Here is a 19,409-nt window from a genome sequence, read left to right on the forward strand (position 1 = left end):
AGCCGGGGCGTACGGTGTTCTCGACAGACCAGTGGCCTGGGGCGACACTTGACCCCCAGCAGCCAGGCAATGGCCCGGTCGTAAGAGGAAGGTGTCCGAGTGTCCCGCCGTAGAATCGGCTTCTGGTACCGCCTGGCCGCGGTCATCTCAAAGCCGCCGCTGTTGCTTCTGTTCAAGCGGGACTGGCGGGGAATGGAACACATTCCGGCCGAGGGCGGATTCATCACCGCCATCAACCACAACTCGTACCTCGACATGTTCTCCTACGGGCACTTCCAGTACAACACCGGGCGAGTGCCGCGGTTCCTGGCGAAGGCCGCGCTCTTCAAGGCACCCGTGATCGGAGTTCTGCTGCGGGGCACCCGGCAGATCCCCGTGTACCGCGAGTCCTCCAACGCCGTCGGCGCCTTCCGCGCCGCCGTCGACGCGGTCGAGCGCGGCGAATGCGTCGCCTTCTACCCCGAGGGCACCCTCACCCGCGACCCGGGCATGTGGCCCATGACCGCCAAGACGGGTGTGGCGCGGGCCGCGCTGCAGACCAGGGCGCCCGTCATCCCGGTGGCCCAGTGGGGCGCCAACTTGGCGATGCCGCCGTACGCCAAGGAGAACAAGGTGCGGTTCTTCCCGCGCAAGACCCTCCAGGTACAGGCCGGCCCGCCGGTCGATCTCTCGCGTTTCTACGAGATGGATCCCACGCCCGACGTTCTGAAGGAGGCGACCGAGGCCATCATGGCCGCCGTCACTCAGCAGCTCGAGCAGCTGCGCGGCGAGAAGGCGCCGGAGAAACCGTTCGATCTGCGCGAAGTCCGCGCGGAGCAGCGCCGTAAGGCCACCGGGGAGGAAGCGAAGTGACACAGCCCGTCAAGGCGGCCGTCTTCGGAACGGGCTCGTGGGGCACGGCGTTCGGCATGGTGCTCGCGGACGCGGGCTGCGACGTCACCCTCTGGGGCCGGCGCGCGAGCCTGGTCGACGCCGTCAACACCACCCGCACCAACCCCGACTACCTGCCCGGGATCGAGCTCCCGCAGAACGTGCGGGCGACCACCGACCCGGCAGAGGCCCTGCACGGAGCGGACTTCACGGTCCTCGCCGTCCCCTCGCAGACCCTGCGCGGCAATCTGGCCGCCTGGGTGCCGAAGCTGCCCGCCGGCACGGTCCTCGTCTCCCTGATGAAGGGCGTCGAACTCGGCACGGCCAAGCGGATGAGCGAGGTCGTCGAGGAGGTCGCCGGAGTGGCGGCCGACCGCGTCGCCGTGGTCACCGGTCCCAACCTCGCCAAGGAGATCGCCCAGCGCCGGCCCGCCGCCGCCGTGGTCGCCTGCCGTGACGAGGCGGTCGCCCAGCGGCTCCAGGCCGCCTGCCACACCCCGTACTTCCGCCCGTACACCAACACCGACGTCGTCGGCTGCGAACTGGGCGGCGCGGTGAAGAACGTCATCGGCCTCGCCGTCGGGATCGCCGACGGCATGGGCCTCGGTGACAACGCCAAGGGCTCGCTGATCACCCGCGGCCTCGCCGAGACCACCCGCCTCGGCCTTGCGATGGGCGCCGACCCGCTCACGTTCTCCGGACTCGCGGGGCTCGGCGACCTGGTGGCCACCTGCTCGTCGCCGCTGTCCCGCAACCACACCTTCGGCACCAACCTCGGCCGCGGGATGACGCTCGAGCAGACCATCGCGGTCACCAGGCAGACCGCGGAAGGCGTGAAGTCCTGCGAGTCGGTGCTCGACCTCGCCCGCAGGCACGGAGTGGACATGCCCATCACGGAGACGGTCGTCGGCATCGTCCACGAGGGGAAGCCGCCGGTCGTTGCGCTCAAGGAGTTGATGTCCCGCGCGGCCAAGCCCGAGCGGCGCTGACGTCGTTCGAACCAGCGGGTAGTCTCATCGCGATATGAGCACCGAGAACCTCCCCCAGAGCCCTGAGCAGCCGCTCCGCAAGCCGCGTGTCGCGGTCGTCTTCGGCGGCCGCAGCTCCGAACACGGGATCTCCGTGGTCACCGCGGGCGCGGTGCTGCGGGCCATCGACCGGAGCAAGTACGACGTCCTGCCGATCGGCATCACCACCGACGGCCGGTGGGCGCTCACCGCCGACGAGCCGGACCGGATGGCGATCACCGACCGCAGAACGCCCAGCGTCGCGGAACTCGCGGAGTCCGAAGAGGGCGGCGTGGTGCTCTCCGTGGACCCCGGCAGCCGCGAGGTCGTCTACAGCGAGCCGGGCTCCGTGCCGAAGGCGCTCGGCGAGGTGGACGTCGTCTTCCCGGTGCTGCACGGCCCGTACGGCGAGGACGGCACCCTGCAGGGCCTGCTGGAGCTCTCCGGCGTCCCGTACGTCGGCTCGGGAGTGCTCGCATCGGCCGTCGGCCAGGACAAGGAGTACATGAAGCGCGTCTTCATCTCCTTCGGCCTGCCGGTCGGCCCCTACGAGGTGATCAGGCCGCGAGAGTGGGCGAACGACCCGGGCGCCGCCCGTAAGAAGATCGTCGACTTCGCCGCAGAGCACGGCTGGCCGCTGTTCGTGAAGCCCGCACGCGCCGGTTCCTCCATGGGCATCACCAAGGTCGACGACCTCGGCGGCCTCGACGACGCGATCGCCGAGGCCCAGCGCCACGACCCCAAGATCCTCGTGGAGTCGCTGCTGCGGGGCCGTGAGATCGAGTGCGGCGTCCTCGAGTTCGAGGACGGCCCGCGGGCCAGTGTCCCGGCGGAGATCCCGCCGGTTTCTGCGCACGACTTCTACGACTTCGAGGCCAAGTACATCGACTCGGCGGCCGGCCTGGTGCCCGCGCCGCTGACCGATGAGCAGACCGCAGAGGTGCAGCGGCTGGCCGTCGCGGCCTTCGACGCGGCCTCGTGCGAGGGCCTGGTCCGGGCGGACTTCTTCCTCGGCGAGGACGGTGAGTTCGTCATCAACGAGATCAACACGATGCCGGGCTTCACGCCGATCTCGATGTACCCGCGGATGTGGCAGGAGAGCGGTGTCGCCTACAGCGAGCTGGTCGACCGCCTGATCCAGGCGGCCCTCAGCCGTTCGACGGGGCTGCGCTGACCGCGGTCCCGCAGCCGGGCAGCACGGCTCACAGGGTGGCCGGGACCGTCTTCTCGACGGGCCCGGCCAGATCCGTGAGAGGGCCCAGGTCGTGCATGTACCGCCGGCCGAGGGTGACCTCCACGTACGTCTCGCGGTACGTGGTGGTGAAGCGGGGGCCCTCGTCGCGCTCCTCCAGCAGCCAGTTGACCCCGTTCACCTCGACCCCCTGGCCCTGGGGATCGCTCATCCCCACCGGCCGGGGCACGCCGCAGCGCAGTACGATCGCGGCATCGCCCCAGCGGGCGGTGAGTTCGGACGACGGCTCGGGGTCGTCGCGGTCCTGACCGTCGACCGAGTCCGGCAGCTCCGCGTCCAGCGCGCGGCACAGGGCTGCTTCCTCGGCCGGGGGGCTGGGAACCGCGATCGGCGCCGAGGCGTCCGTGGAGGAGCAGCCCGCGGCGGCGACCAGCACGGCGAGCGCGGACAGGAAGAAGGGCCGGCGGCGGAAGGACGTCACCGGCCAAGCGTAGACGGGGGCTACAGGTGCACGACCGGGCAGGTCAGAGTACGGGTGATGCCGTCCACTTGCTGGACCTTGGCGACCACCATGCGACCCAGGTCGTCGACTGTGTCGGCCTGCGCGCGCACGATCACGTCGTACGGGCCGGTCACATCCTCGGCCTGGATCACACCGGGAATCTTTCCGATGGTCTCGGCGACCAGCGACGCCTTGCCCACCTCGGTCTGAATGAGGATGTACGCCTGTACCACGAAGCCTCCAGGGCGGCACGAGGATCATGTCCCCTACCGTCGGTGGGGAGATCCCAGGGAGAGGGGTCGCCACGGTATCGCGTCGTCGCGGGCCACGGGGAGACCCTCGCGGCGGACGGCGCCCGCAGCGTGGCGCACAGCGAACAGAAGTTGACGTATCTCTTGACGGTACCGACAGCAGTGGCGGCTCGCGACCGCAAGCGCACTGCGGCAGAAGGGGCTTTGGGATGAAGGGCACTGTGGGTGAGTTGGGGGAGTTCGGGCTCATCAGAGAGCTCACCGCCAAGCTCACCACCACCCCCGCCGTACGGCTCGGGCCCGGTGACGACGCCGCGGTCGTGGCCGCGCCCGACCGGCGCGTCGTGGTGAGCACGGACATCCTGCTGGAGGGACGGCACTTCCGGCGCGACTGGTCGACCGCGTACGACGTGGGGCGCAAGGCGGCCGCCCAGAATCTGGCCGACATCGCCGCGATGGGCGCGGTTCCGACCGCCCTGCTCCTCGGCCTCGTCGTGCCCGCCGAACTTCCCGTCACCTGGGCCAGCGAGCTCATGGACGGCATCAGGGACGAGTGCCAGGTCGCGGGAGCGGCCGTCGTGGGCGGGGACGTCGTCCGCGGTGACACGATCACCGTCGCGATCACGGCGCTCGGCGACATGCGCAACCACGAGCCGGTGACCCGCGCGGGCGCCCAGCCCGGCGATGTCGTCGCCTACACGGGCTGGTTGGGCTGGTCCGCCGCCGGGCACGCGGTGCTGTCGCGCGGGTTCCGCTCGCCCCGGGCGTTCGTGGAGGCGCACCGCAGGCCGGAGCCGCCGTACCACGCGGGCCCCGCCGCCGCCGGACTCGGCGCCACCGCCATGTGCGACATCAGTGACGGGCTCGTCGCCGACCTCGGGCACATCGCGGAGGCGAGCAAGGTCAGGATCGACCTGCGGTCCGGGCTCATCGACATTCCGTCCCAGATGAACGACATCGGCCAGGCCGTCGGCGTCGACCCGCTGCAGTGGGTGCTGACCGGGGGAGAGGACCACGCGATCGTCGCCACCTTCCCGCCGGACGCCAAACTGCCGGCCCGCTGGAAGGTCATCGGCGAGGTGCTCAACCCCTCCGCCCTGCCGCAGGTGACCGTCGACGGGGCGCCGTGGACCGACAAGGGCGGCTGGGACCACTTCGGGGACATCGAGGACGGCAAGTAGATTCCCCGGTATGGACATACGCCCTTCCGTGCCCCCTCGCGTGCTCACCGTCGCCGGTTCCGACTCCGGCGGCGGTGCGGGAATCCAGGCCGACCTCAAGACGATGCTCGCCCTCGGAGTGCACGGCATGAGCGTGCTGACGGCGATCACGGCGCAGAACTCACTGGGCGTCCAGGGCGCGTGGGAACTTCCGGCCGAGGCGGTACGCGCCCAGTACCGGAGCGTCGTCGACGACATCGGCGTACAGGCCGTGAAGACCGGCATGCTGTCCTCCGCCGAGCTCGTGGAGACCGTCGCGGAGCTGCTGGCCGGTACGGACGCGCCGGTGGTCGTCGACCCGGTGGGCGTCTCCAAGCACGGTGACCCGCTGCTGGCCGCCTCGGCGCTCGACTCGGTACGGGCCGAACTGCTGCCGGTGGCGACCGTGGCCACGCCGAACCTGGACGAGGTGGCCCAGCTGACCGGGATCGAGGTCCGTGACGAGGCGGACATGCGCCGGGCCGCCGACGCCGTGCTCGGTTTCGGGCCCCGCTGGGCGCTGATCAAGGGCGGGCATCTCGCCGGTGACGCGGTGGACCTGCTCACGGACGGCGATGAGGAGCACTGGCTGCGCGCCCCGCGCCACGACAACCGCCACACGCACGGGACGGGCTGCACCCTCGCGTCCGCGGTCGCCTCGGGCCTGGCGCACGGCATGACCGTGCCCGAAGCGGTCCGGGCGGCCAAGGAGTACGTCACCGGGGCGATCGCGGCGGGCTTCGCGCTGGGCGCGGGAATCGGGCCGGTGGACCACGGCTGGCGCCTGCGCTGAACGCCTGCCGGAGCACAGGCGGCGCGGCGGCGCGGCGGCCGGGCCGGCCGCCCGCCGTCAGCGGGGATCACGGCGGTCGCCGGACTGCCGGGCACGGCAAAAAGCCGGTCCACCGAGGTGGACCGGCTTTTCAAGGCAACCGGAGGGCTGCGCTACGACGAAACGTCGGCGGGATCATCCCCGCTGACGCGGGGAGCATCACTTAGCGCGAGACCTTGCCGGCCTTGATGCACGAGGTGCAGACGTTGAGCCGCTTCGGCGTCCGACCGACCACTGCACGCACACGCTGGATGTTCGGGTTCCAGCGACGGGACGTACGGCGGTGCGAGTGCGAAATGTTGTTGCCGAAGCCCGGCCCCTTGCCGCAGACGTCGCAGTTGGCAGCCACGGGTCACTCCAAAGACTTCAGATGCACTTACAGTGAAATCCGGCGCGCCGGAATCAGGAATCTGAAGTGGCTTGCCGGGGGAATGGCCCGATTTTCATCGGGCAACTGGAGCAGCATACATCCACTGTCTCCGAGACACGAAACTAGCATGCCCCCGCCGCCCCCGGCCCGCCGCCGGGTCCCGCCCGGGGTCTACGCTGCGGGACGTCCCGCAGCCCACGGCCCTTCCCACCAGGGGCGACGGCCCGGCAGCTCAAGGAGGATCACAGGTGCCGCAGAGTCTCGACGCCTCGGTCGTACGGGCCTGGTGCTCACTGGCACTGGAGTCCCTGGGGCGCGAGCGCGAGGAGATCGACGCGATCAACGTGTACCCCGTCGCGGACGGGGACACGGGCACGAACCTGTACCTGACCGTGGAGTCGGCAGCCCAGGCCGTGGAGGCCGTGTTCGCCGCCCACGAGACCGGGCCATCGGCGCCCGCCCCCGGTGATGTGATCCGGGCGATGGCCCACGGCGCTCTGCTGGGCGCGCGCGGCAACTCGGGCACGATCCTGGCGCAGCTCCTGCGCGGCATGGCGGAACGCATCGGTGACGGCGATCACCTGGCCGGGGCGCTGCGGCGGGCCGCGGAGCTGGCGCGGGAAGCGGTCGCGCATCCCGTCGAGGGCACCATCCTCAGCGTCGCCCGTGCGGCGGCGGACGCGGCCGCCGACGCGACCGGGACCCCGGCGGGGAAGACGCCCGCCGACGCCGTACGGGCGGCCTACGCGGGCGCCCGCGCCGCACTGGACGCCACACCCCGGCAGCTCGCCGTGCTGGACCGCGCGGGGGTCGTGGACGCGGGCGGACGGGGACTGCTGACCGTCCTCGGCGCGCTGGTGCAGGCGGTCTCCGGCGAATCACCACAGGCCCCCGCGCTCGCCCACGCACGCCCCGTACGGCAGACCGCGGACGCGGAGCCCTGCGCCGACGGCGGCCCGGCCTTCGAAGTGATCTATCTCCTCGAGGCGGACGACGCGGCCGTCGCCCGGTTGAGGACCCGCCTCGACGGGCTGGGCGACTCCCTCGTCGTCGTCGGCGGCGACGGTCTGTGGAACGTCCACGTCCACGTGGACGACGCCGGCGCCGCCGTGGAGGCGGGTGTCGAGGCGGGACGGCCCTACCGCATCCGCATCACGCACTTCGACACCGCGGCGGACACGGCGCCGCGCGAACAGACGCAGCGGGCGGTCGTCGCGGTGGTGCAGGGGGAAGGGCTGGCGGACCTGTGCTGCCGGGCCGGAGCGACCACGGTCCTGACCCGGCCGGGGGAACCACCGGCCAGCGGCGAGATGGTCGACGCGATCCGCCGGGCGCACGCGCGCGAGGTCGTCCTCCTCCCCAACGACACCTCCCTGCGCCACACGGCCGCCGCAGCCGCCGAGCAGGCCCGTACGGAGGGCGTCCGCGTCGCGCTCATCCCCACCCGCTCGGCGGTCCAGGGCCTGGCGGCGATGGCGGTCCACGCACCGGACCGCCGTTTCGACGAGGACGTCGTCGCGATGACCGCCGCCGCCGGTGCCACCCGCTACGCCGAACTCGCCGTGGCGGAACACCAGTCGTGGACCTCGGCGGGCGTCTGCCAGGCCGGGGACGTACTCGGCATGATCGACGGCGACGTCGCGGTGATCGGCGGGGACGTCACGGAGACGGCCGTGACGCTGCTGGACCGCATGCTCTCGTCCGGCGGCGAACTGGTCACGCTGGTCCTCGGCGAGTCGGCCCCCGAGGGCCTGTCGGCCCGCCTGGAGGCACACGTCCGGGAGGGCTACCTGGCGGTGGACACGGTCGTGTACGAAGGGGGCGGCGGGGCGACGCCGTTGCTGATCGGCGTGGAGTAGGCCGCCGGTGGGTGCGCTTCCGCCGCGCGGGGCCGTTCCCCCACCCCGCCCCTCCCCGCAACCGGGCTCCGCCCGGACCTGTTTCGGGGGCTCTGCCCCCGTACCCCCGCGCCTCGAACGCCGGCGAGGCTGAAGATGCCGCGCAGCGGCAAATCCAGCCCGGCTGGGGGCACTCGGTACCCCCTACGCCTGGCGGCGTGGGAGGTACCCGCCCCCACGGCCGCCGGGCACGTAGGGGGAGATTGCGGCCACCGCGCTTCGCGCGGTACACCGCCCGCCAGGGTGGGACACGGCCCGGCCGCAGGGCGGCGGGACAGCGGCCCGCCAGGGCCGTACGGGGCCCGGGGCCGGCCCCGGTTCGGGAAGGGGGGTGGGGACGCGGCCCGCCGCAGGCGGCACTCGGACCCGCGTACGGCTGTCAGGCCGCGGGGGGAGTGTGAGTCCGCCGTGCGGAGCGCCGTACACCGCTCGCCAGGCGAGGCAGCAACCCGCAGGGCGGTACGGGTCCGGGGCCTGCCCCGGTTCGGGAATGGGACGGGGTGGGGACGAGGCTCGCCGCAGGCGGCACTCGGCCCCCCCACGGCCGTCAGGCAGTGCGGAGCGCGGTTTGCCGCCCGCCGGGGCGGGACAGCGGCCCGGCCCGCAGGGCGGTACGGGGGCCGGGGCCTGCCCCGGTTCGGGAATGGGGCGGGGTGGGGACGCGGCTCGCCGCAGGCGGCACTCGGACCCCCACGGCCGTCAGGCCGTGCGGAGCGCCGTGCAACGCCCGCCCGGGCGGGACAGCGGCCCGCCAGGGCGGTACGGGGCCCGGGGCCGGCCCCGGTTCGGGAAGGGGCGGGGTGGGGAACACCGCAGGTGCGAGCGCTACGCCGTCGCGCCCACCTGCCCCAACACCTCCCGCGCCTCCGCGCACCGCCCCGCCGCGGCGTCCCCGGACTCCGGCCCCGCCGGGTACGTCGCCAGCACGGCCCGGGCCAGTGCCGCCGCCGCGTCCGCGTCGGACAGTTCCGCGTACAGCCACGCCGCCATGAGCTGCGCTCCCGTACGCCGGTCGGTGAACGCGTCGCCCGCCTCCTCGAAGCAGGTCACGGCCCGCAGGACGAAGCCGACCGCCTCCTCGTACGCGGCACGGTGGCGCGGGCCGTCGGACTCCTCGCAGGAGCTCGCGATCAGGTCGCCGGTCTGGCGGTGCGTGTCCGCCAGTTCCGCCCGCAGCCGGGCCGCGACGTCGACATCGGCGTCGGCGTCGGCGTCGGCGTCGACGTCCTCGGCCGCCGTGCCGAGCGCCGACTCGCACTCCGCCGCCGCGGCCTCCATCAGCTCGCGCGCGGCCTCCATGCCCGCCTGCCCCTCGCGTACGGCGATCCACGCCCGCACCCGCAGTGTGCGTACCACGGCGTGCACGTCGCCGAGGTCGCGCCACAGTTCGCCGGCGCGCACGTAGGCCAGCTCGGCCTGGGGGTTGAGGTGTGCGCGGAACAGTGCCTGACCCGCCAGGTTCGCGAGCACCGCGTGGTCCCGCTGCTCCGGCCAGCCCTGGGCGATGTCCGCCGCCTTCAGCCAGTGCTCCGCGGCCTCGCGCGGCTCGTCCAGGGCCATGCAGCAGTCGCCCAGCCACCACAGTGTCTGCACGATCATGCCGTCGCCGTGGTCCTCCGCCGTGAGGTCGGGCAGTACGGACTCCAGGACGGCCGCGGCCTCGTCGGTGCGTCCGAGCTGCAGCAGGAAGCCGCCCAGCCGGTGTCTGGCGTACGCCCCGTTTCCGGCGCCCTCGCCCGCCTCGTCGGCCCAGTGAGCGGCTTCGAGGGCGTGGTCGGCCGCCTCCTCGAAGCTGCCGGCGTCGGCGAGCGTCTCGACGAGCTGGAGGTGGAGACGGGACCGCCCGGCCGGGGCGGCGAAGGGAGCGGCATGCTCCAGGGCCGCCCGCGAGGCCCGTTCGGCCGTCTCCAGGTCGCCGAGGTGCCGGCTGACGCCGGCCAGCTGGGTCTCGGCCTCCACGGCGTACCAGGGGCGCCCCGCCCGGATGCAGGTGTCGGCGGCGCGCGCGTAGAGCTCGGCCGCCCCGGCCGGGTCGCCGCGGAATGCGGTGATGTTGCCCGCGTAGCCGAGCGCCTCGCTGATGACGACACCGACGCCGGGGTCCTCCCGCTCCGGCTCCGCGAAGGCGAGGAGCGCCTGCACGGCCTCGTCGAGGGACGTGACCGCCGCTTCCACGGCCTCCTGGACCCGCAGGTCGCTGATCATGTCGCTGAGGACGCGTACCCGGCACAGCAGCGCACGGCCGGTCTGCCGTGCGGTCGCCCGGCCCTCGGCGTACAGGGCGAGGGCACGGTCGCAGGGCTCCTGCACCGCGGCCAGCGCCTCGCCGAGCCGGCCGTCGAGGCCGACGCAGTACGCGGCCCTCGCCAGGGAGGACGCCGCTCGTCCGGGTTCCCCGGCCGACTCGTACAGCTCGGCCGCCGACGTGAAGAGACCGATGGCGTCGGCCGGCGGTGTGGCGGGGTCCATCCCCCGGTGGTCTTCGATCTCCGCCCGCTCCAGGGCGCCGATTTCGACGCCGCCCTGCTCGGCGGCCCCGGCCACGGCGGCCCACGCGGCCGTCGCGTCCGGGTGCTGCGCCTCCGAGAGCCGGCGCGCATTCGCCAGCAGCTCCGCCAGGCCGGCGGGACCGGCGGCGGGCGTGCCCTCCGCCGAGGACGGGGGTGCCTGACGCGGCACGGACACCGGCCGCGCCGCCCGCACCCCCAGCGGCAGCCGTTCCAGCAGCGGCGCACGGTCCATGCGCTCGGCGCTCTGCTCGCTGAAGCAGGCGTTGCCGTTGCGCGCGTCGAAGCGTGCGGCGATGGCCCGTGCCTCCGCGCGGGCGTGGACGGCGAGTTCGCGCACGCTCCAGGTACGGCCGCCGGGACCCGCCATGCTCTGGTCCCCGTGCCCGAGGGCGGTGAGCCGGTCGGTGAGGAGCGTGGTGACCTCCAGATAGCTGAGCAGACTGCTCGGCTCGCCGGTGTCGGTGAAGTACGAGGGCCGCTCGGCCAGGATCTCCAGACCCCGCGCCTCGTTGCCCGTCAGCGCGCAGAACTCGACGTGCCGGGCGACCGCGCTGCGCATGCTCTCCTTCGAGCGGGCCAGCCGGTAACCGCGCAGATGGTTGGCGCGGGCCTCCTCCGCGCGCCCCAGCCTCAGCAGCGGCAGCAGCGAGGCCGCGAGTACGGCGTGCGGCTCGTGCGCGCAGGTGAACTCGCTCTCGAGCACCGGCCGCCAGGTGGCGAGCGCCCCCTCGTCGTCGCCGCGGTGCGCCTGCCAGTTCCCCTGCACGCGCAGCTCGCAGGCGTGGCAGTCGCTCTTGTCGTCCCGGTCCGCGGCCTGCCACGCGTCGTACGCCCGCTGGGCGCGCTCCATGTCGCCGAGGTGCCGGGCGATGCGCAACTCACCCTGGCGCACCGCCCGCTCGGAGTGGCCCGCGAGCCGGTAGCGGTGCTCCATCTCCGCCTGCCACTTCTCGATGGAGGCGAGCGGGATGTGCGGCTGGTCGATCATGCCGCTGGAGACCCACTTGAACATCCAGAACAGGGAGTGGGCCTGCCGCCCGCCGAAGTCCCCCGGCCGGTCGTCCCACATCCGCAGCAGCCTGGCGAAGGGGACGAACATCTTGTCCGCCTCCGAGCTGTAGTTGTAGACCTGCATCAGGTGGTCGAGGCCGTCGATGATCAGTGACGTGTCGCCGAGCTGCTCGATCTCCGCGAAGAGCCGTTCCCCGCGGGCGTTGCGCTCGGGGCCCTCCGGTTCGGCGTAGTTGTCGTTCAGCGCCTGCCGCAGGGCGGCGGCGTCCTTGGGGGTGTCGAGGCTCATCGGCCGTTCTCCTGGTCGTGGGTGGCCCACTCCAGCAGGCCCATGAACGCACGGTTGAGCAGCGCGGAGTCGGCCGGCCGCAGTGGCCGCTGTGCCATCAGCAGGGCCTGCCCGTACAGCGATTCCGTCGCCGTCCCGGCGAGCTCACCGTCGAGGGAAACGATTCTCCGGATCAGCGGGTTGAGATGGTTGAGCACCAGCCGGGCGCGGGGCGCGCTGCCGCGCAGCGACCCGAGAATGCCGGCCCACAGGTCGTCCGCCCTGGACTCCTCCTCCGCACGCGCCTGCTCGTGCCGGGCGGCACGGTCGTCGAGGTGGAGGGCCGGCAGCGTGAGCGGGTGGAAGGCGCGCAGCACCACGTCGCACCCCAGCGGGTCGAGCTTGGCCCGCGCGGCGGCGAGGAATCCGGCCAGGGCGAGCTCCTCGGCCGGGTCGACGGCGTCGAGGTGCGCGGTGACCGTGTCGGCGTCGATCTCGGCGACCACCGTCCCCGGCCGGACCTGCGGCAGACGCTCCACCAGATCGGCGTCGTACGTGTAGCCGCCGTTGACGAGCCCGATGCCCTGGGCGGAGGCGATCGGAGCGACCTGCCGGTACTCCTCGACGGTCCGAGCGAAGTGCACCACCGGGTGGCGCTGGGCGAACTCCTCCAGCGACAGTTGTCCGTCGGTCGTCTCGAACGGCAGCCACGGCAGCATCGTGCGCAGCATGTCGGTGTCGTGCCGCGCCAGCGACTTCACACCCAGGTGATGGACGGACAGGAACTGCGTCAGCCGCTCCGGGTCGCCCGCCGCCAGGGAGGTCAGCCACTCCCGGATGCGGTCGCCGAGGGCCTCCCGGACGGCGGCGAGGGTCTCGTCCGCGTAGAGCGACTCGCGGGACGCGGTGGGCCGCAGGCTGTCCGTGTCGATGACGCACCGCACGAAGAACGCCCAGTCCGGCAGCAGTTCGTCGGCCCGTTCGGTGAGCAGCATGCCCTTCAGATGCACCCGGTGCCCCGAGCGCTGCGCCGGGCTGACCGCCGACGGCAGCACGTAGGCGACGCCGCGCACCCCGGCGACCGGCAGGTCGAGGTCCACCGAGTCGAGTGGGGCGAACCCGAACAGCTCCTGGCAGTGCCGCGCGAGGGCCACCCGGCGCGCGGCCGGGCCCGGGTACGCGCGGTCCCAGGGCGCCGGAAGCTCGCTGACAGGGGTGCCCCCGACGCTGACGTCGTACGGGAGGAGGGAGCCGAAGTCACGCGCGAGCGCGACGACCCGCTTCTCGTCGAGCCAGTCGGCGCTGCCGGGCCGGGCGCTCAGGTACACGGTGGTGCCGGGCTCGGGGCGGGCGTCGTCGGGCAGGGTGCGCACGGTGTACGAACCGTCGTCGCGGGCGGACCACTCGACGGGAGGCGCTTCCGGCGTACGGGCGCTGCGGCTCACCACCCGGATCTCGGCCGCCACGACGAAACAGGCGAGCAGCCCGATGCCGAACTGCCCGAGGAATTCGGCCCGCGCGGACTCGAGCCCCTCGCGCTTGGAACTGCGGCCGATGGTCGCGAGCAGGTTGTGCACATCGGCCTCGGTGAGGCCGATGCCCGAGTCCTCGACGCGCAGCCCGCCGTTCTCGGCGTACAGCCGTACCCGCGCGGGGGCGTCGGGTTCCTCGGCGCGCCTGGCGGTGATCGCGTCCACCGCGTTCTGCAGGAGTTCGCGCAGATAGACCTTGGGACTGGAGTAGAGATGGTGCGACAGCAGGTCCACCAGGCCGCGGAGATCGACCTGGAAGGTGTGCGGTGCCGGGTGCGGAGTGGTCGCGTGCGGTGTGGTCGTACCGCCGGACGGAGTGGTCTCAGATGTCATCGTCGCTGCGCCGGTGGGGGGTCGGGCGACGGCGCGGGTCGGGCGATCCCGTACGACGGTGATCGCGGTCTGGGGTGGGAGAACGGTCATCGTAGGGCCCGCGACGCCGCATTGACCAGGAGTTATCAACAGGTGTGCGACGACTGTCGGTGGCGTGGTGTGCAATGGAAAGCGTGCCCGCGCTCGACGAACCCCTCAAGAAGACGCTCGGTGCCGCCACCGCCAAGGTGATGGCCGAGCATCTCGACCTGCACACCCTCGGTGACCTGCTGCACCACTACCCGCGGCGGTACGCGGAGCGCGGGGAGCTGACCTCCCTGTCCGAACTGCCGCTGGACGAGCACGTCACCGTGGTGGCCCAGGTCGCCGACGCGCGTGTCCACACCTTCAACCAGGGGCGCGGCAGGCGCCTGGAGGTGACGATCACCGACGGCAGCGGCCGGCTCCAGCTGGTCTTCTTCGGCAAGGGTGTCCACAAGCCGCACAAGGACCTGCTGCCGGGCACCCGTGCGATGTTCGCCGGCAAGGTGGGCGTCTTCAACCGCAAGCTCCAGCTCTCCCACCCGGCGTACGAGCCGCTGAGCGGCGACGCGAGCACGGCCGACGCCGTGGACGCGTTCGCGGGCCGGCTCATCCCCATCTACCCGGCCTGCAAGCAGCTGGAGTCCTGGAAGATCTCCAAGGCGGTCGACGCGGTGCTGGACCGGGCAGTGGAGGCCGTGGACCCGTTGCCGAAGACGCTGCGCGAAGGCCGTGGCATGGCAGCCCTGCCGGACGCCCTGCGCAAGATCCACCGGCCGCGCACCAGGGCCGACGTCGAGGAGGCCAGGGAGCGGCTCAAGTGGGACGAGGCGTTCGTCCTCCAGGTCGCCCTCGCCCGCCGCAGGTTCGCCGACACCCAACTGCCCGCCGTGGCCCGCAGGCCGGCCCCCGGCGGACTTCTCGACGCCTTCGACGCGAAGCTGCCCTTCACGCTCACGGAAGGCCAGCAGTCGGTCAGCAAGGAGATCTTCGACGACCTGGCGACCGAGCACCCGATGCACCGCCTCCTCCAGGGCGAGGTGGGCTCCGGTAAGACGATGGTCGCGCTGCGGGCGATGCTCGCCGTCGTCGACGCGGGCGGCCAGGCGGCGATGCTGGCCCCCACCGAGGTCCTGGCCCAGCAGCACCACCGCTCCATCACCGAGATGATGGGCGAGCTGGCCGAGAAGGGCATGCTGGGCGGTTCCGAGCAGGGCACCAAGGTCGTGCTGCTCACCGGATCCATGGGGGCCGCGGCCCGTCGCCACGCGCTGCTCGACCTGGTGACCGGCGAGGCGGGCATCGTCATCGGCACCCACGCCCTGATCGAGGACAAGGTGCAGTTCCACGACCTGGGCCTCGTGGTCGTCGACGAACAGCACCGCTTCGGCGTGGAGCAGCGCGACGCCCTGCGCTCGAAGGGGAAGCAGCCACCGCACCTGCTGGTCATGACCGCCACGCCCATCCCGCGCACGGTCGCGATGACCGTCTTCGGCGACCTGGAGACGTCCGTCCTGGACCAGCTGCCCGCCGGACGCTCCCCGATCGCCAGCCATGTGGTGCCGGCCGCCGACAAGCCGCACTTCCTGGCCCGCGCCTGGGAGCGGGTCCGCGAAGAGGTGGAGAACGGCCACCAGGGCTATGTGGTGTGCCCCCGCATCGGTGACGCGGAGGACGAGAAGCCCAGGAAGAAGTCGGCGGAGGACGAGGCGGAGAAGCGCCCGCCGCTCGCGGTCCTCGATGTCGCGCAGCAGCTCGCCGCAGGCCCGCTGGCCGGCCTGCGGGTCGAGGTCCTGCACGGACGCATGCATCCCGACGACAAGGACGACGTGATGCGCCGCTTCGCCGCCGGCGAGGTCGACGTGCTGGTCGCCACCACCGTCATCGAGGTCGGCGTGAACGTCCCCAACGCCACCGCCATGGTGATCATGGACGCGGACCGGTTCGGCGTCTCGCAGCTCCACCAGCTGCGCGGCCGGGTCGGCCGCGGCAGTGCCGCCGGACTGTGCCTGCTGGTCACCGAGATGCCGGAGGCGAGCCCGGCCCGTCAGCGCCTGGGCGCCGTCGCCTCGACGCTTGACGGCTTCGAACTCTCCCGTATCGACCTCGAGCAGCGCCGTGAGGGCGATGTGCTCGGCCAGGCGCAGTCGGGAGTGCGGTCCTCCCTGCGGATGCTCGCCGTCATCGAGGACGAGGAGGTCATCGCCGCGGCCCGTGAGGAGGCGGTCGCGATCGTCGCCGCCGACCCGGAGCTCGAGCGTCTGCCGGAGCTGCGCACGGCGCTGGACGCCCTGCTGGACAAGGAGCGGGAGCAGTACCTCGACAAGGGCTGAGACACTGGGGGGCTGAGACACTGGGGGCGTCAGCCCGTCGAGAGAGGCCCTTCATGACCCGCGTGATCGCCGGCGTCGCCGGCGGACGCCGCCTCGCCGTTCCGCCCGGCACCGGCACCCGCCCCACGTCCGACCGTGCCCGGGAAGGGCTGTTCTCCAGCTGGGAGGCACAGCTCGGCTCCCTCGAGGGCATCCGCATCGCCGATCTGTACGCGGGCTCGGGCGCCGTCGGCCTGGAAGCGCTGTCCCGTGGCGCCGCCCACGCGCTGCTGGTCGAGGCGGACGCCCGCGCGGCCCGCGTCGTACGGGAGAACGTACGGGCGCTCGGCCTGCCCGGCGCCGACGTCCGCGGCGGCAAAGCGGAACAGATCGTCACGGGACCGGCGCCCGAGAGCCCCTACGACGTGGTCTTCCTCGACCCGCCGTACGCCGTCACCGACGACGATCTTCGCGAGATTCTGCTCACACTCCGCCTCCAGGGCTGGCTCGCCGACGATGCGCTCGTCACCGTGGAGCGCAGCACCAGAGGCGGAGAATTCACGTGGCCACAGGGCTTCACGCCACTGCGGGCCCGTCGCTACGGCGAGGGGACGCTTTGGTACGGTCGCGCCGCCTCTACGTGCGAAGACGCACCATGACCGGACCGGAGAGCGAGGGACTTCAGTTGCGCCGCGCAGTCTGTCCGGGGTCGTTCGACCCCATCACCAACGGACACCTCGACATCATCGCCCGCGCCTCCAAGCTGTACGACGTGGTGCATGTCGCGGTGATGATCAACAAGTCCAAGCAGGGACTGTTCACGGTCGACGAGCGGATCGCCATGATCCGCGAGGTCACCGGTGACTACGGGAACGTCGTGGTGGAGTCCCACCACGGTCTCCTCGTGGACTTCTGCAAGGAGCGCGACATCCCCGCCATCGTGAAGGGGCTGCGGGCGGTCAGCGACTTCGACTACGAGCTGCAGATGGCCCAGATGAACAACGGCCTCTCGGGCGTGGAGACGCTGTTCGTGCCCACCAACCCGACCTACAGCTTCCTCTCCTCCAGTCTGGTCAAGGAGGTCGCGGCCTGGGGCGGCGACGTCTCCCACCTGCTGCCCGACACCGTCCACCGGGCACTGGTCGCACGGCTCGCGGAGAAGGGCTGACCCGCAGGGGAGCTGACAATCCGTCACCCGGTGTCGGGCCGTCACGGACTGCCCGTACAGTCGTCCCCGTCCGTCTGACAATCCGCAGCAGAGAGTGGCGAACCACGGTGGACGTGCAGAAGAAGCTCGACGAGATCGTCGAAGCGGTCGGGAACGCCCGCTCCATGCCCATGTCGGCGTCCTGCGTGGTCAACCGCGCCGAGCTGCTCGCCATGCTCGCGGAGGTGCGCGAGGCGCTGCCCGGCTCCCTGGCCCAGGCCCAGGAGCTGATCGGCGGCCGTGAGCAGATGGTCGAGCAGGCCCGCCGGGAGGCCGAGCGGATCATCGAGTCCGCCCACGCCGAGCGCGGCTCTCTGATCTCCGACACCCAGGTCGCCCGCCAGTCCCAGGACGAGGCCGACCGTATCCTCTCCGAGGCCCGCCGCGAGGCGGAGGAGATCCGCGCGGAGGCCGACGACTACGTCGACTCCAAGCTCGCGAACTTCGAGGTCGTCCTCACCAAGACCATCGGCTCCGTCGACCGCGGGCGCGAGAAGCTCCTCGGCCGGGGACCCGGCCTCGACGAGCAGGGCTACGCCGACGAGGACGCGCCGGAGCACAGCAACGACCCGCAGACGCTCATCCAGCGGGCCGACCAGTACGTCGACGCCAAGCTCGGAGCCTTCGAGGCCGTGCTCTCCAAGACGCTGGACGCGGTCGGCCGCGGCCGTCAGAAGCTGCACGGACGCATCGCCACGGACGACCTCGGCGCGCACATGGCCGCCCAGGATGCCGCGGGCGGGCACCAGCACACGAGCGACGCCGACTACCTCGCCGGCCTCGCGGAACTCGCCGACCCGGCGCCCGTGCGCGAGCAGCAGGACACGTACGCCTACCGGCCGCCCCAGCCGGAGCCGCAGATCCCCGCCCAGCCCGACCCGTACCCGTACCAGCCCCAGGAGGCGTACGCGGGCTACCAGCAGCCCGACCCGTACGCGGGGGGCTACGGCGGCCAGGAGCAGGTCTACGGCCAGTACGGTCACCAGGACGCGTACACCTACGAACAGCCGCAGCAACCGCAGCACCAGCCCCAGGCGCAGCACCAGCCGCACGCCCAGCAGGCCGCGGCGCTCGACGAGACGAGTCTCTTCGACACCAGCATGATCGACCTGGAGCAGCTGAAGCGGTACGAGCAGGGGCGCTGACAGGCCCGGATTGGGTCTATCGCGGCTGTTGAAGTACCCTGGTTCTTCGGTCGCGCGTAGTTCCGCGATCCCGGCTGTCCGCTTCGCCCCGCGACAGGGACGGCCCTCCCCACGAACCGAAAGCAGGAAGTCCCCTGAGCACGCGCCTCGACCACCGCAACCCCCTCGTGTTCGACACACACGAGCTGGGACGGCGACCCGGTGCGCTCCAGCGGATCTCCCGCACGGTGGACGCTCCCAAGGACCTCGGCATCGCCGATGTCATCGGTGTGCCGGAAGGCGCGCCCGTGGAGCTGGACCTCCGCCTCGAGTCCGTCATGGAAGGGGTGCTTGTCACAGGCACCGCCCGTGCGGCCGCCGAGGGGGAGTGCGTAAGGTGTCTGGAGCCGCTGCGCCATGAGGTCGCCGCGGACTTCCAGGAGATGTTCACGTACCCCGAAGCCGACGACAGGAGCCGCAGTCGCACTGCGGAGCCTGACGACGACGAAGAGGACGAGGACAGGCTCTTTCTCGAGGACGGCCTTTTCGACCTCGAACCCGTGCTGCGTGATGCGGTGGTGCTCGCACTGCCGATGCAGCCGGTGTGCCGGGAGACCTGTGCCGGTCTGTGCTCCGAGTGCGGAGTCAGGCTGGACGAGAACCCGGACCACCACCACGACGCCGTCGACATCCGTTGGGCGGCACTGCAGGGACTCGCCGAGACCGTTCAGGACGGCGAGAAGGACAACATGGGCGGCGCCGAAGCGGGCGTCGACGAGAAGCAGGAGAAGTAGCCGTGGCTGTTCCGAAGCGGAAGATGTCGCGCAGCAACACGCGCCACCGCCGGTCGCAGTGGAAGGCTGCGGTCCCCACCCTGGTTTCGTGTGAGCGTTGCCAGGAGCCGAAGCAGCAGCACATCGCGTGCCCCAGCTGCGGCACCTACAACAAGCGCCAGGTCCTCGAGGTCTGA

17 protein-coding genes are annotated in these 19,409 nt (G+C 72.2%); 12 read left to right on the forward strand and 5 right to left on the reverse strand.

Annotated features, from left to right (window positions below; all coding sequences use genetic code 11):
* Positions 1–99: 99 nt before the first annotated feature.
* Genes ACFYV1_RS28735 through ACFYV1_RS28745 form a run of 3 tightly spaced genes read left to right on the forward strand, consistent with a single transcriptional unit; the run spans position 100 to position 3,051 of the window.
* Positions 100–852, forward strand: a complete 753-nt coding sequence (locus ACFYV1_RS28735) for a lysophospholipid acyltransferase family protein (protein ID WP_389398511.1) — start codon at positions 100–102, stop codon at positions 850–852.
* On the forward strand, positions 849–1,859 hold the full coding sequence (locus ACFYV1_RS28740; RefSeq protein ID WP_389398512.1) for an NAD(P)H-dependent glycerol-3-phosphate dehydrogenase: 1,011 nt from the start codon (positions 849–851) through the stop codon (positions 1,857–1,859). Before ACFYV1_RS28735 ends, ACFYV1_RS28740 begins: the two co-directional genes overlap by 4 nt.
* Before the next feature lie 34 nt (positions 1,860–1,893).
* Positions 1,894–3,051 (forward strand): D-alanine--D-alanine ligase family protein, encoded by a 1,158-nt coding sequence (locus tag ACFYV1_RS28745; RefSeq protein ID WP_389398513.1) that lies wholly within the window; start codon positions 1,894–1,896, stop codon positions 3,049–3,051.
* A 28-nt stretch (positions 3,052–3,079) separates the two neighbouring features.
* Here the strand turns inward: ACFYV1_RS28745 and ACFYV1_RS28750 are convergent, their stop codons facing one another.
* Together ACFYV1_RS28750 and ACFYV1_RS28755 are read right to left on the reverse strand one after the other, a co-directional pair.
* The gene (locus ACFYV1_RS28750) at positions 3,080–3,550 is read right to left on the reverse strand and encodes a DUF3515 domain-containing protein (protein ID WP_389398514.1); all 471 of its coding nucleotides are present in this window, start codon (positions 3,548–3,550) and stop codon (positions 3,080–3,082) included.
* Between the two features lie 20 nt (positions 3,551–3,570).
* Complete coding sequence (locus ACFYV1_RS28755) at positions 3,571–3,804, reverse strand: Lrp/AsnC ligand binding domain-containing protein (RefSeq protein ID WP_345040852.1); 234 nt, start codon at positions 3,802–3,804, stop codon at positions 3,571–3,573.
* Between the two features lie 227 nt (positions 3,805–4,031).
* On the opposite strand from ACFYV1_RS28755, the gene ACFYV1_RS28760 reads away from it, so the two are divergent.
* Both ACFYV1_RS28760 and thiD read left to right on the forward strand, forming a co-directional pair.
* Positions 4,032–5,003, forward strand: coding sequence for a thiamine-phosphate kinase (locus ACFYV1_RS28760; protein ID WP_389398515.1), 972 nt, complete (start codon positions 4,032–4,034; stop codon positions 5,001–5,003).
* Positions 5,004–5,013: 10 nt separating this feature from the next.
* Positions 5,014–5,814 carry a bifunctional hydroxymethylpyrimidine kinase/phosphomethylpyrimidine kinase gene (thiD, locus tag ACFYV1_RS28765; protein WP_389398516.1) on the forward strand — a complete coding sequence of 267 codons (801 nt, stop codon included), beginning with the start codon at positions 5,014–5,016 and terminating at the stop codon, positions 5,812–5,814.
* A gap of 202 nt (positions 5,815–6,016) precedes the next feature.
* Here thiD and rpmB read toward each other — a convergent pair whose 3' ends face one another.
* A complete protein-coding gene (gene rpmB, locus ACFYV1_RS28770) occupies positions 6,017–6,202 on the reverse strand; it encodes a 50S ribosomal protein L28 (protein ID WP_003957616.1) in 186 nt (61 codons plus the stop codon).
* 269 nt (positions 6,203–6,471) lie between these two features.
* Between rpmB and ACFYV1_RS28775 the strand changes: the two genes are divergently transcribed.
* Positions 6,472–8,082 (forward strand): DAK2 domain-containing protein, encoded by a 1,611-nt coding sequence (locus ACFYV1_RS28775; protein WP_389398517.1) that lies wholly within the window; start codon positions 6,472–6,474, stop codon positions 8,080–8,082.
* Between the two features lie 864 nt (positions 8,083–8,946).
* On the opposite strand, the gene ACFYV1_RS28780 is transcribed toward ACFYV1_RS28775, so the two are convergent.
* Positions 8,947–11,931: a tetratricopeptide repeat protein gene (locus ACFYV1_RS28780; protein WP_389398518.1), complete on the reverse strand. Its 2,985-nt coding sequence runs from the start codon at positions 11,929–11,931 to the stop codon at positions 8,947–8,949.
* On the reverse strand, positions 11,928–13,775 hold the full coding sequence (locus ACFYV1_RS28785) for an HSP90 family protein (RefSeq protein ID WP_389398519.1): 1,848 nt from the start codon (positions 13,773–13,775) through the stop codon (positions 11,928–11,930). The genes ACFYV1_RS28780 and ACFYV1_RS28785 overlap by 4 nt, the downstream gene beginning before the upstream one ends.
* 164 nt (positions 13,776–13,939) lie before the next feature.
* Here ACFYV1_RS28785 and recG point away from each other — a divergent pair, with 164 nt between their 5' ends.
* The 6 genes from recG (at position 13,940) to rpmF (ending at position 19,409) form a co-directional block, all read left to right on the forward strand.
* Positions 13,940–16,129, forward strand: coding sequence for an ATP-dependent DNA helicase RecG (gene recG, locus ACFYV1_RS28790; RefSeq protein ID WP_389398520.1), 2,190 nt, complete (start codon positions 13,940–13,942; stop codon positions 16,127–16,129).
* Between the two features lie 53 nt (positions 16,130–16,182).
* Positions 16,183–16,767 carry a 16S rRNA (guanine(966)-N(2))-methyltransferase RsmD gene (gene rsmD / locus ACFYV1_RS28795; protein WP_389398521.1) on the forward strand — a complete coding sequence of 195 codons (585 nt, stop codon included), beginning with the start codon at positions 16,183–16,185 and terminating at the stop codon, positions 16,765–16,767.
* 26 nt (positions 16,768–16,793) lie between these two features.
* Positions 16,794–17,276 (forward strand): pantetheine-phosphate adenylyltransferase, encoded by a 483-nt coding sequence (gene coaD, locus ACFYV1_RS28800; RefSeq protein WP_389398654.1) that lies wholly within the window; start codon positions 16,794–16,796, stop codon positions 17,274–17,276.
* Between the two features lie 107 nt (positions 17,277–17,383).
* Positions 17,384–18,460, forward strand: coding sequence for a cell division initiation protein (locus ACFYV1_RS28805; RefSeq protein WP_389398522.1), 1,077 nt, complete (start codon positions 17,384–17,386; stop codon positions 18,458–18,460).
* 167 nt (positions 18,461–18,627) lie between these two features.
* Positions 18,628–19,233, forward strand: coding sequence for a YceD family protein (locus ACFYV1_RS28810; protein ID WP_389398523.1), 606 nt, complete (start codon positions 18,628–18,630; stop codon positions 19,231–19,233).
* 2 nt (positions 19,234–19,235) lie between these two features.
* A complete protein-coding gene (rpmF, locus tag ACFYV1_RS28815; RefSeq protein WP_026165248.1) occupies positions 19,236–19,409 on the forward strand; it encodes a 50S ribosomal protein L32 in 174 nt (57 codons plus the stop codon).

The organism is Streptomyces sp. NPDC003023 (assembly GCF_042888225.1).
Taxonomy (GTDB): domain Bacteria; phylum Actinomycetota; class Actinomycetes; order Streptomycetales; family Streptomycetaceae; genus Streptomyces.

Excerpts from the sequence above, each read along its gene's own strand:
- ACFYV1_RS28745 (WP_389398513.1), top strand. The coding sequence starts at position 1,894 with ATGAGCACCGAGAACCTCCCCCAGAGCCCTGAGCAGCCGCTCCGCAAG.
- ACFYV1_RS28760 (WP_389398515.1), top strand. The coding sequence starts at position 4,032 with ATGAAGGGCACTGTGGGTGAGTTGGGGGAGTTCGGGCTCATCAGAGAG.
- thiD (WP_389398516.1), top strand. The coding sequence starts at position 5,014 with ATGGACATACGCCCTTCCGTGCCCCCTCGCGTGCTCACCGTCGCCGGT.
- ACFYV1_RS28780 (WP_389398518.1), bottom strand. The coding sequence starts at position 11,931 with ATGAGCCTCGACACCCCCAAGGACGCCGCCGCCCTGCGGCAGGCGCTG.
- ACFYV1_RS28785 (WP_389398519.1), bottom strand. The coding sequence starts at position 13,775 with ATGACATCTGAGACCACTCCGTCCGGCGGTACGACCACACCGCACGCG.
- recG (WP_389398520.1), top strand. The coding sequence starts at position 13,940 with ATGGAAAGCGTGCCCGCGCTCGACGAACCCCTCAAGAAGACGCTCGGT.
- rsmD (WP_389398521.1), top strand. The coding sequence starts at position 16,183 with ATGACCCGCGTGATCGCCGGCGTCGCCGGCGGACGCCGCCTCGCCGTT.